At 39.8% G+C, this 14,171-nt stretch carries 11 protein-coding genes; 4 read left to right on the top strand and 7 right to left on the bottom strand.

Annotated elements, in window-relative coordinates; genetic code table 11:
* Nucleotides 1-21: 21 nt before the first annotated feature.
* Genes BB427_RS03175 through BB427_RS03165 form a run of 3 tightly spaced genes read right to left on the bottom strand, consistent with a single transcriptional unit; the run spans nt 22 to nt 3,699 of the window.
* A complete protein-coding gene (locus BB427_RS03175; RefSeq protein ID WP_069018913.1) occupies nt 22-1,236 on the bottom strand; it encodes an acyl-CoA reductase in 1,215 nt (404 codons plus the stop codon).
* Nucleotides 1,217-2,302: a LuxE/PaaK family acyltransferase gene (locus BB427_RS03170; protein WP_039496802.1), complete on the bottom strand. Its 1,086-nt coding sequence runs from the start codon at nt 2,300-2,302 to the stop codon at nt 1,217-1,219. Before BB427_RS03170 ends, BB427_RS03175 begins: the two co-directional genes overlap by 20 nt.
* The gene (locus BB427_RS03165) at nt 2,287-3,699 is read right to left on the bottom strand and encodes an AMP-binding protein (protein WP_069018912.1); all 1,413 of its coding nucleotides are present in this window, start codon (nt 3,697-3,699) and stop codon (nt 2,287-2,289) included. The genes BB427_RS03170 and BB427_RS03165 overlap by 16 nt, the downstream gene beginning before the upstream one ends.
* A 351-nt stretch (nt 3,700-4,050) precedes the next feature.
* Here BB427_RS03165 and BB427_RS03160 point away from each other — a divergent pair, with 351 nt between their 5' ends.
* A complete protein-coding gene (locus BB427_RS03160) occupies nt 4,051-4,923 on the top strand; it encodes a PD40 domain-containing protein (RefSeq protein WP_069018911.1) in 873 nt (290 codons plus the stop codon).
* Between the two features lie 25 nt (nt 4,924-4,948).
* Here the strand turns inward: BB427_RS03160 and BB427_RS03155 are convergent, their stop codons facing one another.
* Nucleotides 4,949-6,466, bottom strand: coding sequence for a winged helix-turn-helix domain-containing protein (locus BB427_RS03155; protein WP_069018910.1), 1,518 nt, complete (start codon nt 6,464-6,466; stop codon nt 4,949-4,951).
* A gap of 138 nt (nt 6,467-6,604) precedes the next feature.
* Between BB427_RS03155 and BB427_RS03150 the strand changes: the two genes are divergently transcribed.
* Nucleotides 6,605-8,032 (top strand): serine hydrolase domain-containing protein, encoded by a 1,428-nt coding sequence (locus BB427_RS03150; RefSeq protein WP_069018909.1) that lies wholly within the window; start codon nt 6,605-6,607, stop codon nt 8,030-8,032.
* Nucleotides 8,033-8,155: 123 nt separating this feature from the next.
* Here the strand turns inward: BB427_RS03150 and BB427_RS03145 are convergent, their stop codons facing one another.
* Nucleotides 8,156-9,784, bottom strand: a complete 1,629-nt coding sequence (locus BB427_RS03145; protein ID WP_069018908.1) for a methyl-accepting chemotaxis protein — start codon at nt 9,782-9,784, stop codon at nt 8,156-8,158.
* Nucleotides 9,785-10,361: 577 nt separating this feature from the next.
* Between BB427_RS03145 and BB427_RS24830 the strand changes: the two genes are divergently transcribed.
* On the top strand, nt 10,362-10,601 hold the full coding sequence (locus BB427_RS24830) for a transposase (RefSeq protein WP_175401233.1): 240 nt from the start codon (nt 10,362-10,364) through the stop codon (nt 10,599-10,601).
* A gap of 115 nt (nt 10,602-10,716) precedes the next feature.
* On the top strand, nt 10,717-11,103 hold the full coding sequence (locus tag BB427_RS03140; protein ID WP_139119010.1) for a hypothetical protein: 387 nt from the start codon (nt 10,717-10,719) through the stop codon (nt 11,101-11,103).
* A 350-nt stretch (nt 11,104-11,453) separates the two neighbouring features.
* Here BB427_RS03140 and BB427_RS03135 read toward each other — a convergent pair whose 3' ends face one another.
* Together BB427_RS03135 and BB427_RS03130 are read right to left on the bottom strand one after the other, a co-directional pair.
* The gene (locus BB427_RS03135; protein ID WP_069018906.1) at nt 11,454-13,325 is read right to left on the bottom strand and encodes a hypothetical protein; all 1,872 of its coding nucleotides are present in this window, start codon (nt 13,323-13,325) and stop codon (nt 11,454-11,456) included.
* Nucleotides 13,326-13,334: 9 nt separating this feature from the next.
* Complete coding sequence (locus BB427_RS03130; protein WP_069018905.1) at nt 13,335-14,066, bottom strand: hypothetical protein; 732 nt, start codon at nt 14,064-14,066, stop codon at nt 13,335-13,337.
* Between the last annotated feature and the right edge of the window lie 105 nt (nt 14,067-14,171).

Genomic DNA, 14,171 nt, shown 5'->3' with positions numbered 1-14,171 from the left:
ACAAAGCCTTGTTTAAATATCTTAGTCGATAGTTACGATTCGGGATAATGTCGTTATTATATCGTACCCATCCCATAAATTGTGCATATTCAGTGCGTTACCTATGGGGACTATACGATCAATTCCACTACAGCCATTGCTATAGATAAACTCAGCAATAGTACTTTTCTCAACGCCTAAATAGCTCAAAGTTTGCACTTTCTCGTTGATTAGCGGGGCAAGCTGCGCTATCGATTTAATTCTGGTTTCGTAGATTAATCCACTCGTACCACGGAAGCTTTGTTGAGAAATATTGATGGATTTTACTTCAATCCTAGTAAGTTCAGGTGAAGCAATTTCAATATTGGCGATATCCTCATGGTCAATAGCTGCATTACAAGTATCCACAAACTTATTTAGTACCTGAATATCTTCAATCGCGTATTTATCTGCCGCAATGTCAGCTAAGCATTGCCAAAGTCGACTTTTTGCTTCTATAACCGAAGAGTCATCACCAAGCCAGACACACAGCTGAGGTGACGAGCAGCCCGCTTGATCTAGCTGATATATATCATTATAAAAATGGTGGCAGTGGGTATTGATAAGGTCGTCAGAACAACAGCTAATGTAGGTAGCATCAAGCAAACATAGAGAGTAGCGATCTGCAAACGCTATTTCTCTAGAGCGAGGAGGTGTGGCAAATTGGCGCATTTTATTAATGGTATGATCACCGCCCCAAATCACTCTTCCTGCTGCTTGGCTAAGCCAAAATGCAGTGACATCATCATTATGAGCATAGCGAATAAGAAAAACTCGTTGGGCGATTGGTTGGTACTCAGACTCTAATAATAATTGCGAGAGAGTTTGTAACGCAATATCTGTGCTGCGGTTTGATTTAGATGACAAGCGCAAAACACAGCTATTACCTGCAAGTAGCGCAAATGCGAGTGAATAAGCAAAGTTTATCGGTACGTTTGCTGGGCAAATATGAAAGGTTAAACCCAGCCCTACAGATAGCCTGTTTGAGTAGGGGCTTGTTTTCATTGATAAAAGGTTGGCTTTTCTTAGCCAAAACGCGAGCGCCATTAGATCTGGAAGCGTATTTGCCTCTGGATGTCGTCGTAGCCTTGCTGAAAGTGTATTTAAAAACGATATGGTCTGCTCTTCCCAAACCCTTGTTGGCTGAATATGAAAATCAGATGCTGAGCCAACTAAGGTGGTAAAGTGAGCTTGAATGTTATTTGGAATAAGTATCACTGCACCCTCTCACTTCCGCTTGTTTTACTCTACCCAGTACATCAAAATAGGTACCTTTCCAGCCGCACTGGCAGTCATCTTCTCCAAGCTTTACACCGATATCTTCACTTAAGATACTATGTCCAGGGTAGCTATGAGGGAGTGCAGAAATTAATTGAATAAGCCCCAAATTACCATCTTTAACTGGTTGTAATGTTTTAAAATCTCTAATTATTACTTCAGACCATGATGAGCAGTGGAAGTGGCCCTGTTTACACTCCATAAAGATAGACCCTGTTTGCTCAATCATACCGTAGTAATTGTGTACACTCTGGATTGCAGTAACGTTAGCTAATCTAGACTTAAAATGTGACTTGGTTACCTTATTTGCTTCTATTTTCTTCCAGCCACCACCATGAAGCAAAATGCTTTCGGATAAATCAATTTTTTTGCTCAATTGCTCTAAGGCTTCAACAAAATGAAGCCAAACTATATAAGTAAAGCCAAAGATAAACTTTTTCTGTCCTTGATATTTGTCTATGAATGCGTTGAGAGCATCAAAGTTTATTGTCATATCATCATTCAATGCGTAAGTGATGTCTCGCCCATACATTGAAAACCCTAAGATACCCGCAGTACGAGCCGAAAACTTTGTTCTATTTTTGACGGTAGACGGACAGTCGATAACTAGCATTGGAAGGCGCTGTTTACCAATTAAGTGAGTAACTAGTTTAGAGAGTATTTTTACTTGCAGCGCTGATGTTCTTTTATCGAGATAAATTTTGGAAACGGATTGTCCAGAGGTTCCCGAAGACATCATCGTCTTAATAACACTTTCTTGTGGTACACTTTTTAATTCTTGAGATTTAAATAGTCTGACTGGCAGAGGAAAAAACGGACTAAATGGGTGGCTATTTAAGTCAATATTAGGCATAGACTGCTTAAGCTTTGCAAATGGCGGACATTGAGATAAATGAAGTTGATCTAGTTCAGCCAACTTTGATATTAATACAGATTGCTTTTGCTGCTTAGGCCATGCGTATGGTGGCCAATCAGATAATATTACTTCATCTACTTCATAAGACATTGATAATCTACCTTGCCACTTTCTAATCGAGGAATGTGTGAAACAGTTTGAATTTTGATGGCTGTATAATTAATGGAAAATAGTTCTGCGAACGTTTTTTTAAGTGTTCGTAGATCAATTTCTTCGCCATTTACAATGGCAATATTTAGCTTATCATCAGTGCCAAAAGCGACACTTTCATACCCTAATTCTTGCAACGTTGCTTCAACATGACTCAGAGATATACGATTTCCAAACACTTTGATAAAGCGCTTTAAACGGCCCTCTATGTAGAAATAGCCCTGTTTGCAGCTTGCTAAATCGCCTGTTTTCAAAATGCCTTGGTTTTCATCACCTTTAGATAAGTCGAAAATAGTTTCAGCGTAACCTAAGCATACATTATCTCCCTCATAGACTAGCTCGCCTATGTCGCCTGACTTTGTGATGTCGTTACCTTGTTCATCTTGGAGCCATAGTTTTCCTCTCGGAATTGCCTTACCGATACTGCCAAGGTGCGTATTCAAATCACTAGGCTGCATATAAGATATCCTCGGTGAAGCCTCCGTTTGACCGTACATCACCCAAAAATTAATACCCATTTTGTTCGTCAATGTTTGTATCTTTGACAAATATCGCTCTGCTAATTTACCACCTGCTTGTGTCATCGTTCTAAGATGGGGCAATTTCATGGTATCAAGCTTCATTCTCAGTAGTGATTCATAATGAAATGGTACTCCTGAGAAACTGGTAATTTCGTGAGCCGTCATATTTTCCCAAAATGACTTGTCCATTATCGTTTCATTTGTCAGATAAATTGAGGCACCCGCAAGTAAATGGCTGTTTACAATAGATAATCCATAAGAATAGCTAATAGGCAAATGTACAATAGCGCGCTCTAATGGGGTGATAGATAAATATTCTTTGATAGCTTGCGCGTTACTCAATAGGTTTTGTCTAGAAAATCTAACGAGTTTTGGTGAGCCGGTTGATCCCGAGGTTGAAGCCAAAAATGCCAATTGGGGGTGTAAAGCGTGAGGTTTATTTAAGGGGTCACATAGTAATTGATATTGATCCTGTGAGCTTAAAACTGTGTACTTAGAGAAAATACTTGCTTTCTCTGCTTTGGTTAAAACATAGTCAGGTCGGTATGTGCACACTAGCGTTTCGAGCTGCTCAGTTGCCATATTTGCACTTAAAAACAGTACTACGACTTCAGCCTCAATTGCTGCTAGGTAATGAACAAGGCATGGGTAATCATTATTTCCGATGATAAAAAGTAATGCCTTTTGCTGTAAGGGTTTTGCTGCATTTGCAACATCATCAAGCAGCGCTCGATAAGTATAGGATTCGCCGTTTTCAGTGATCACGGCAATGTGTTCTGGATACTGCTTGTTGATTACACTTTGAATCTTGGTCATGGGCTAAACTTTTGACGTTAAAACTGCTAATGGCATTACGCTTATTCTACAATAAAAATCCTGCAAAAATCGCGCCGATATCAGATGAGTATCACACGCTCAACGTGAACATATAAATAAAATATAGCGGTACGTTTAAAACTGAGATGAACTCAATGAATAGCGCTTACAGCACCTGTAATGTTAGCTTAAACAAATAAAAACATTAACTTATATGAAGAAGATAGAAAAGCATAACGTTAAAATCAGCGAAAATTCATCCAAATTTCATGGCATCACTCTCACTACTTGCTAGCTTGAACACCCTTTGTAATTGATTTCAAAAGTTTAATTAGTAATAGGGAGATAAAAATGGATAACAAATTATTGACGTCTGAATGGTTGATACTATTCGTAACTTTAGTAATGGTCAGCAAGAGCCTTGCTCAAAACGCAGAAGTATCTTTAATAGGTCCTTATCTTGGCCAAACACCACCTGAGGACACACCTCAAGTATTTGCGCTTGGCACGGTGTCAACAGAGAACAGGGATCACAATGCGTTTTTCTCTCCCGACATGAAAACTTTTTATTTTACGCGAAAGGATCTGAACGTGAACCGTTGGAGTTTGATTGCATACGAGCAGCGAGGTGAACAGTGGCATGAAACGGTTGTTGGTCCAAGAGTAGGCAGGCCATTACTAGCACCAGATGGCGTGACCATGCATATGGGGAAATATGTTATGACGCGTCGAGAGGGGAGCTGGTCTGAAGCCAAAAGTCTAGGCCCTATGTTTGATAAAGAAAGCTGGGGGATCATGCGGTTAAGTGCATCTGCGAGTGGTACGTATGTGTTTGACGATTATAAAAGTGGCGATGTTATTAGGATCTCTGAGGTGAAAGACGGTCAACGCCAAAGACCGGTTAAATTAGGTCCTGAAATTAACACCGGTCTATATAATGCACATCCATTTATCGCGCCCGATGATTCCTACATTATATGGGACGGGGTTCGAGATTCAGGGTTTGGTAACTCGGATCTTTATATCAGCTTTCGTTTGAAAGACGGTAGTTGGGGCGAAGCGATTAATTTGGGAGACAAAGTAAACACGAGTTCGCGGGAGGCGTCAGCGAGTGTAACGCCCGATGGCAAATATCTGTTTTTTAACCGTACCACACCTTCAAGAGATGCTGATATTTTTTGGGTTGATGCTCAGGTAATCGAAACGCTAAGACCTGCCAATTAACTTATTGGTATATAGCGCACAGTGACTACTTTGGTGTTCGCTTTATTCTTTTCTTTAAGTTAGTCAGAGTAAGTTGCTCAACAATGCTATCTACAAAATGAGCTTGATCTCCTGTGATGTTGAAAGGCAATGCTTTAAACCTAAACTCGTCACTAAATCCCTGTTGAATAGCCTGTTTGAAATAGTCCTGAGCCTTGTCATTTTGCTGATGGTAAAGGCTGATGAGGCCGAGGCTAAAGACTAATTCAGGGTTTTGGTTGCCGGCCTTTATCTGGTTGGCAATATCATCGGTATATCTACTTATTGATTGATGCTTAGCAGTGAGAAATGACAAGTATAATTGACTGAATAATGCATATCGACCGTGCTTTTCAACAGTCAGCGCTAAAACATTGGTCGCTTTATCATGATGATTGTTACTTAGATAAGAAAGGGCTGTGAACCAGTTTAATGTCTGAGCATTTGGCGCGGCTTTGGCTAATAAGTTAAGGTGTTGGATGGCTTTTTTATGCTGCATTTGTTGCTGTAAAAACTGGACGTGTTCTAGTTGTATCCAAGGAGATCCCTTTACTTCAGGGCTGGCGTTGATAAGTACCTTGTTAAACCAGTTGGCCATATACATTTTGCGCAGGCAGTGGAGGTAGCTAGCAACTACCTTAGGCTCGCTGGGAGAAGCCTTATAAGCTTGGCGTGCTAGTGGGTATGCATCAATGGTGTTGCCTTGCAAGAGATAGGTCTCGGCTAGGTGTGACTTTAACAGAGGCCAATTCGGCGTATTTGCTATGGTGTCATTTAGAAGTTGTTGTGCTTGATGGTAATGCCCTTGAAGAGTATGGACTTGAGCCAAAAGCAGTTTTACTGATGGACTATCGGGTGTTAAATCCAGCGCTTTTTCTGTATTGTTCCGGCTTTTCGTCAGCGCGTCTGCAACCTGATTATATAAGTTATAGTCGCTCAATAAAGCTCGACTCAAGCCCTTATAACTCTCATCTACGTCTTGTGATGTGGTGATGCTTTGCTGATACAGCGCTATCGCCCGTAAATTATCTTCTAAAGTTTGTTGGGTAAAGTGTTGCTGGGCGATGCTCAGTGTTGCGTCAGAGCTTGTTGAAGAAAATGGTGAGGTAAAAGGGGAGTGATATATACCAATAATACACGCCAGAGCTAGGCCGATACTTCCGCCGGCTAGAGTAGTAAATCGCTTTACTGCTGGCGCTTGCGGTTTATGATATATCTTATCAACGGTTGCGCTAAAGCGGTATCCGACGCTACGTTCAGACACGATATATTCTGGTTTATTGGCATCATCTTCAAGGAGCTTTCGTAGCCTTGCTATTTGTTTTTTAATCGCATCATGAGTCACGACTCGACCAAGCCAAACTTGTTGTTCTAATTGCTGGTGGCTCACAAGGTGAGGTGCATGCTCAATCAGGTTCAGCAACAATCTATGTGCGAGCGGTGTCAATACATGAGATACATCGCGATGACTGATGGTGCGAGAAGATACATCAAAGTCCCATTTTTGATTCAACTGATACTGCAAGTCATAAATCCTGTATTTTTTATTTTATTGATTTAAATGCTTTTAATTGTTCTGTCACGCAATGTCACCAAAGCGCACTGGCAAGCCAACATTAAATACGTAGAGTAAGACTCGTCATAACAATAAACAAGGATTTACATGAAAGCATTACCCCATTTACTGTTATTTTTATGCTTGTTTTCTATGCCTGCTCAGGCGACGACTCAACTGCAAAAACAACTAGATGACTATATCGCGCAGTATCACCAAATTAAAGAGTTTGATGGTACCGCTTTGGTTGCTCGAGGATCTGAGGTGTTACTGCAACAAGGTTATGGGTTTGCCAACGTAGAGTGGCAAATAGCAAATCAGCCCAATACTAAATTTAAGCTAGCATCAGTGACCAAACAGTTTACCGCGCTTTTGGTATTACAACAGGTTGAGAAAGGAAAGATTGAGCTTGATGCTAATATTTCCAGTTATTTACCTAAATACCGAAAGGATACGGGAAACCAAATTACCATAAGGCAATTACTTAATCACACGTCAGGCCTACCTGATGTGTTTAAACACCCTGAATTTCGCCAAGTGCAAAGTCACAACCCTTATAACCGCGATGAGTTTATCGACCATTTCTGCTCAGGAGACTTGTTGTTTGAGCCGGGCTCTGCGTTTCGTTACAGCAATGCCGGCTACACGATACTTGGGCGTATCCTTGAGCTTGTGAGCGGAAAAAGTTACTGGCAACTACTTGAAAAGCAAATATTAGTACCGTTAGATATGAAAGAAACTGGATTTGCCGATCATAAGCAGGTAATCAAAGGCCTAGCGAATGGTTACGATACCACGTTGAAGGGGTTCAAACATGCCGATTTTATTGACATGACAGTGCCTTTTTCCGCAGGCGCAATGTATTCAACGGTGCAAGATATGTATAAGTGGGACCGGGCATTATACACAGATAAGCTATTAACGCCTGAGACCAAGACATTGTTATTTACCCCTTCTAAACATAGAAATTACGGGTTTGGCTGGGAAGTCACCGACAAAGAAGATGCCAGTCAAATTAAAACGCTGGTACACCATGCTGGTGGCATCCCAGGGTTTGGGGCTAAGATTGCAAGAGTATTGGAGGACAAAACGGTTATTATTTTGCTGGATAATACAGGTGGCGCGCCATTGACACAGATGGTTGATGGCATACTTGAAATCCTTGCAGGTAGGGCTGTAGCAGCGCCTAAGTTAAGTCCATATCGGCTGCTTTTTGCAACGATTCTATCTGACGGCGTTGAAATTGCGATTAAAAACTATCAACAACAGGTTCGCGAAGGGAAGGGGCTGAGTGAGCGCCAGCTAAATCGCTTTGGGTATCAATTATTGGAAGTCGGTTATTACGACGCCGCAATTGAATTTTTCAAATTGAATGTTACGGCACACCCAAAAAGCGTGAATACCTATGACAGTCTTGCCGAAGCCTATCTTATTAAAGGAGATAAAACCAATGCAGGTGTTACTTATCGGCAGTTATTGCAATTAGATAATAACCATGAGGCGGCTAAGAGGTTTGTAGAATCAACCTTGAAGTGAGCGCAGCAGTCAACTTTTGCGATGTCTGTTACCGAGTATAGTTTTCCGATGATAAAGTGCCTCAATTATATAGCGCCTAGCCGTACGTAGGCTTAGGCGCTATTTATCCATTATGGCGGTATTTTAGAGCGTAAACTTGTCGACTTGTGACTTTAAGTCGTGGGCAAGTTTACTCATTTCATTACATGCCGTCGCGGTTTGGTTGGCACCTTCGGTCATTTCAACGGCTGAGTAATTGATAGTTTCGATATTTTTGTTCAGTTCCTCTGAAACCACTGATTGCTGATGACAAGCTGACGCTATCTGCGTACTCATTGCTGCGATGCTATCAATTTGAGATTCAATTTGATGGATCATATTGCCAGCGACTTCTGATTGCTCAACACAAAGTGCAATACCTTGTTCACAGGTCTTGGTTGCCATGCCAGTTTCCTTCGACTTGGTTTGTAGGTCGTTGACGATTTCAACAATTTGCGTGGTTGAATCTTGGGTGCGTTGGGCCAGTGAGCGAACTTCATCCGCAACAACGGCAAAACCACGCCCTTGCGCGCCTGCACGAGCGGCTTCAATGGCGGCATTTAATGCCAATAGATTCGTTTGCTCCGCGATTTCTCTAATTACGTCAACAACCACATTAATGTTGTGTGAGTTTTTCTCGAGATTATTGGCAAGCTCGCCTGCAGCTGTGACTGTTTGCGCAACGTCTGAAATATGATTAATATTTGATTTAAGTGCGTCGCTGCCTTCTCTGGCCTTTTCACTTGCTTGATTTGCTGACTCAGCGCCCATTTCTGTACTTTTAGCTACTTCACTAATCGCTGCTTGCATTTGTGTCATCGCGGATGCGACGGATTGCAGCTCATTTTGTTGTACATTCATACCTTGGGCATTTTGGTAAGAAATGGCATTTACTTCTTCTACCGCTGCAGTTAATTGAATGGCAGAGTCATTGATCATGGTGATTAAGGCGTGTAACTGTGAACGCATTTTTTCTAAAGATTGGGTCAATAAACCGAGCTCGTTCTTGCCTGTATCTTCAAGTGTAATCGCATGATTTAGCTCACCACGGGAGATTTTACTCGCAAGATCCACGGATAAAGCGAGCGGTGTCTTAATCGCTTTACTCAACAGCATACAGATAATGACTATGGTTATTGCAACGAGTAATCCAGAAATCGCTAAAGTAAATAAGGTGCTATTAACTGCTGATATAGCCGAGCGCTCAGAATTTTCAACACTGCTATCATTTAGTGCTTCCAGTTCACTAAGCTCAGACATGGCGTTGGCAAACAGGGGGTAGCTATCTAAAATGATTCGATTCGCTTCTTTGGCATCACCATTGATGATGAGGCTCTCATAACGGTACGTGGCATTGACGTATCGCTGCCAAGCGGTAATAAACGCATTGAACAGTGCCTTTTCTTCTTTGCTGACCGGTAATGATTGATAAAATGTTATCTTGTCATTCAATGACTTCTTCAGATCTCTTAATATAGCGAGCCAGTTTCGTACCTCTGAGTCTTCAGGGTTTAACGCAGTACTAAACTCATCTTTACGTATCGTTGCTAAGTCAATTTTAATGTCTTTGATGGTTTCCATCGATGGAATGCTGGTTCTGACTATGTCGTTCAGATTGGCGTTTACTTCTTTCATTCCTTGGTAGCTCATCAAGCCAACTCCAATGAAAATGACAAAAAGTAAGGTGAAACTTAACGTTATTTGGTTAGAAATAGATAGTTTTTTTAACTGCATTATTGAAGCTTAATGAATCCATGGATGATGATTGATATTTAAAGGGGCGGTATTGTATTTGAAAAGCAGGTGATATTAATAATTAAATGTTTTTTGCTAATGTTTGCAGTTTGTATTATTTGTTGATTATATTTTGTGTTTTAGATTTGTGATTTTTTAGCTGAAAGTCAGTGTGGTTTTTTATCCTTTTTTTGTGGTTTTATTTTCTAAAAAATGTCCGGTTTTTAACTTTGTCACATCACTTACTTTTTTGTTTAAAATCTTTGTTTTATGGAGCTTTATAGATAGTGTTGAACGATGAGATTGGAGTATGTAGGCTAGGTGAATTAAAATTCACCAAAATTTTAGTTGTAGAAATCTGCATAATATTGATTTAGTTCAGTTGTTATGAAGTCAGGGTGGGATTCCACTTTGCTCACAGCTTAACCAAAAAGTAACTCTGCCCTAAAATTGCAGTTTTTTTGAACCACATAACCAAAACATTGCAATTTGAGTGTAAAAATGACACCAAAATCAACCACGCACACTCCACAAAAGAGTCGAACTTATTGATATCGTTTCATCGCGTCACGAGCTCGTGAAGCTGGAAAAACTCATTGATTGGCAGCGTCTAGAGGCTAAATTCAAACAGCATTATAGGGGTAAAGGTACTTGCGCAAAGCCTATCCGCCTACTTACGGGTCTCGAATACCTGAAACAAATTCATAAACTGTCTGATGAAAACACGATGGTCATGTGGTGCGAAAACCCGTATTGGCAATATTGTTGTGGCATGCAATTTTTTACGCATGAGCCGCCTTGCGATCCCAGTTCATGACACGTATTCGCAAGAGAATTGGCGAGGATGGCGTTGAGTTGATGCTGTCACTCACGGTGGATGCGGGTCTTAAAAACAATACAATTCAACGTTCAAGCTGTCATGGAGAAAAATATTGCTAACTCAACAGACAGCAAGTTGCTCGAACAATACCGCAATAAACTGGTTAATTTCGCTCAGTAAGCTGGCATTGCGCTTAGGCAAAGTTATGAACGAACTGGCCGTAAGACAGCACAAAAAAGTAGCGTGTTATGTTCATGGCAAACAATTCAAACGCATTAAGAAAACACTGAAAAAACAGAAAAACTATCTCAGACGAGTGATAAAAGACATCTTGCGGAAAATTACTGAGCAACTGTTGAAGCAAGAAGAACGAGTAAAAACAAACTATATAGCCTACATGAGCCTAGTGTTGAATGTATCTCCGAGGGAAAAAGCGCCAAGCCATATGAGTTTGGTGTCAAAGTGGTGTCCCCTGCGATACTATTTACCGCCATCGTAAGCTGATAAAACAAGGTGGGATCGAATCGTTAAAACGTCAGGAAATGCCAAATCGTCACCACAAAAATCGTACTGACAGAGCTATTGAGGAAGTTGTCATCGAATTCTCACTAGCTAACCCATACATGGGACAATCCAAAGTGTCACGACTGCTCAAGTCTGAAAGAAACGTCGACATACATGCAAGCGGCGTTCGCAATACCTGGCTAAGGGAGAGTACGAATACTACTGCGTTACGGTTAGCAAAACTTGCTGAAACTCGGCAACATTGATAGTGTGATTACGTCAAAGTCGCTTGGTACTTATACCGTCAGTATCCCTTGGTAATCACACTAGTACACTTAATATAACTTACTTTACCTTGATCTGATTAATATAATACTTTTCAGTATCTGAAGTTGTTTTTGCGTCGATAAATAATACCAGTTCACCTTCACCTGATAGTGGAATATCAAACCCTTGAGTAATATAGTGCTGCTCTATTTGTCCCCACCTAGTAAAGAATGTGCCCCTCTTTACTTCTGCCGCACCATTATAAACAACATAATAAAACTTAATAAAATCACTGTATGCAGAACTTTTACCATCCAGCCCCTCTGAACCTTTATATGCTATATACAACTTCGTATTACCCTTTATACGAATTCTTTGGCTTTTCCAAGTCAAGCGTTGTGCATTAGCCCAGTCACCTCCTATACCTGTATTACCTAGTACTAGTGCTCCATCAATAACGTCGGAAATCACTTGTTTACTTGAATGGGCCTGATGACTAATAGACCAGCGGTTTAACCAACTTTTTTGCTCTTTGCTTGGCAGATTATGTAGTTTATTTACTAGTGTATTATATACATCATCATTTTGATTGTTTTCTAGATTAAAGCTTTCTACCCACCTATCATCTGCGGCACTTAGACTTTTAGTGTCTGAAAGCACGGGGTAATGCAAATTAACACTTTTAGCATCTCTAACATGATCAAACTGAGATAATACATTGTAGTAATTACTTGAAACATCTATTTTACTAGGGAAGTCAGCCTCACCGGTCAAACCTCTATAATTGTTTCCAATTGAACGTAACGTTGCACTAGAAGAAAAATCCCTCATGAACGTATTATTAACACTATAAATTGCGGTTCTAAAGCTAAACTTAGGTGAGGCCAAACCTGTTTTACAGTGATTCCCGAAATTAATATAGACGTCATTTTCAAAATAAGAATTACTAATTCTAGAATTATCCCCCCAGCTTCTCAAACACAAAGCTATATGATTTTGACTCCTAACATTATTTTCAGGAGAATATTGATATAAATGAGTCCCGTCTATATCCAAAGTAGGAGTTGCACTATCTGAAACCAATATGCTTGATGAAAAACTGGCATCTTCAGAGCCATAATTAAAGAAAAAACCTCCGTGAACAATTAAACCTCCATTAGCGTACTCATCGAAATATACACCATGATTTGCACTACCACTGATAAATGAATCAGTTAATGTTAAAGATGAATCGCTCGATACAACATGTATTATTGCATTTCCATTATTTGAAACGTTGCTTCTATTTATAGTTAAATTTCCGTTATTTAACTTTATAGCACTTTGAAGCTTATGGGTTGTACCTGAAAACGCTCCTTTTACATGAATATTCGTTAGAATAACGCTTTTATTTATTTCAAGAAACGTATTAGGTATCTCTAGGCAGTCTTTACCACGTACAAATCCAACATCACGGCTTGAGCCCTGTGAGGAAAAAGGAGCATTTGCTGCAATCTCTGATATCGCTGTTCCTGCTTCGATGCTCAGTTGACATGCCTCATATTGACCATTCAAAACTATTTTGGAAGCGGTTTTAAATGCAAGTTGAATGGCAGCGTTGTTGTGCTCCACTTCATTCCGGTTGCTGGTATTGCTCCTCACTCCAAATGCTTCAATATTGATACTTTGTGTATTTCCCATATCTAATTTAGCACAAAGTGTCTGCCCCAAATTTTCAAGCTGAAATATACAATCACCTTTATTAACACTAAAATTATAAGTTGCTGCGCCAAAGTCTCCAACACGGTAATAGCCTAATGTAGTTACCTTTTCGCCGTCTAAATTTTCACTAGTTTCACTATTAATAAGGGCTGTTACTGTTTTATAGTGTAATTCACTTTCTTCACTAGCTAGAGTTTGGTTAATAAAGAATGCATTCAGAAAAAGCATCAATATATAATTTTTATTCATCATTATCCCTTATTGGTAACCATAGATTTTAGAATTTAAGCTATTTGAAAAATCTCCAGAATTAAACTCACCACAAATATTATATGTAATATCTCTGTAATTAACTTTGGATTTTTTGAAAATATATTGATCAGTGCTGCGCTGACTATCGGGGAATTGGCCTATATCATCTAGATGAGAAACAAATCTAACCCCTTTATTTCCCCCTGTCTCGCTATTAAATTCAAGGATTGAGATTGTATTAGAAATAGATCTTACTAGGTTAATACGGTTATCTCCCGGTGTAACGTTAAGTTTTTTAATCTTGTTGTTAGGTCCTATTTGACCACTACCAAAACCAGAGCTCGCAGAAATATTAAGATCTTCGATTTGGTTGCTTATAATTCTTGAGCCATACGAATTATTAGGTATTATGACTTTTCCATTAAATTTCACACCATTAATTAACACAGCAGCTAAACTGTCAGAGTCCACCTGTAAATTCACACTACTTGTTGACTCAAATGTACAGCCTTCTAGATGCCAATCTGTCGCATTTTTAACAAACATATGTGCTTTGCTAACATTTCCTTTGAAAGTAATGTTTTTAAAAACATTATTGACGATAGTGCCTTGGTCGGTTTTTATATTAAGTGTCGTTGTTTTAGCTCCAGATAAAATAAGGTCTGAATGGTATCCAAAAAACCAATTAACACCGAGCACCACATCATGGTTTTGGCGCGCATCAAGTGTTAGGTTCATTAATGTTACAGGGCGGGATCGAACTTTAAATTGACGAGTATTAGTGTTTTATGATCTGATTGCGCATCGCAATTTTTTCTGTCTCTTATACACATCTGACGCTGC

The sequence above is a fragment of the Pseudoalteromonas sp. BMB genome, assembly GCF_001709235.1.
GTDB lineage: Bacteria > Pseudomonadota > Gammaproteobacteria > Enterobacterales > Alteromonadaceae > Pseudoalteromonas > Pseudoalteromonas maricaloris.
Note: the sequence above shows the minus strand (reverse complement) of the source record. Positions and strands in the feature narration are given on the sequence as shown.

Excerpts from the sequence above, each read along its gene's own strand:
- BB427_RS03135 (WP_069018906.1), bottom strand. The coding sequence starts at position 13,325 with ATGAATAAAAATTATATATTGATGCTTTTTCTGAATGCATTCTTTATT.
- BB427_RS03165 (WP_069018912.1), bottom strand. The coding sequence starts at position 3,699 with ATGACCAAGATTCAAAGTGTAATCAACAAGCAGTATCCAGAACACATT.
- BB427_RS03145 (WP_069018908.1), bottom strand. The coding sequence starts at position 9,784 with ATGCAGTTAAAAAAACTATCTATTTCTAACCAAATAACGTTAAGTTTC.
- BB427_RS03150 (WP_069018909.1), top strand. The coding sequence starts at position 6,605 with ATGAAAGCATTACCCCATTTACTGTTATTTTTATGCTTGTTTTCTATG.
- BB427_RS03160 (WP_069018911.1), top strand. The coding sequence starts at position 4,051 with ATGGATAACAAATTATTGACGTCTGAATGGTTGATACTATTCGTAACT.
- BB427_RS03170 (WP_039496802.1), bottom strand. The coding sequence starts at position 2,302 with ATGTCTTATGAAGTAGATGAAGTAATATTATCTGATTGGCCACCATAC.
- BB427_RS03130 (WP_069018905.1), bottom strand. The coding sequence starts at position 14,066 with ATGAACCTAACACTTGATGCGCGCCAAAACCATGATGTGGTGCTCGGT.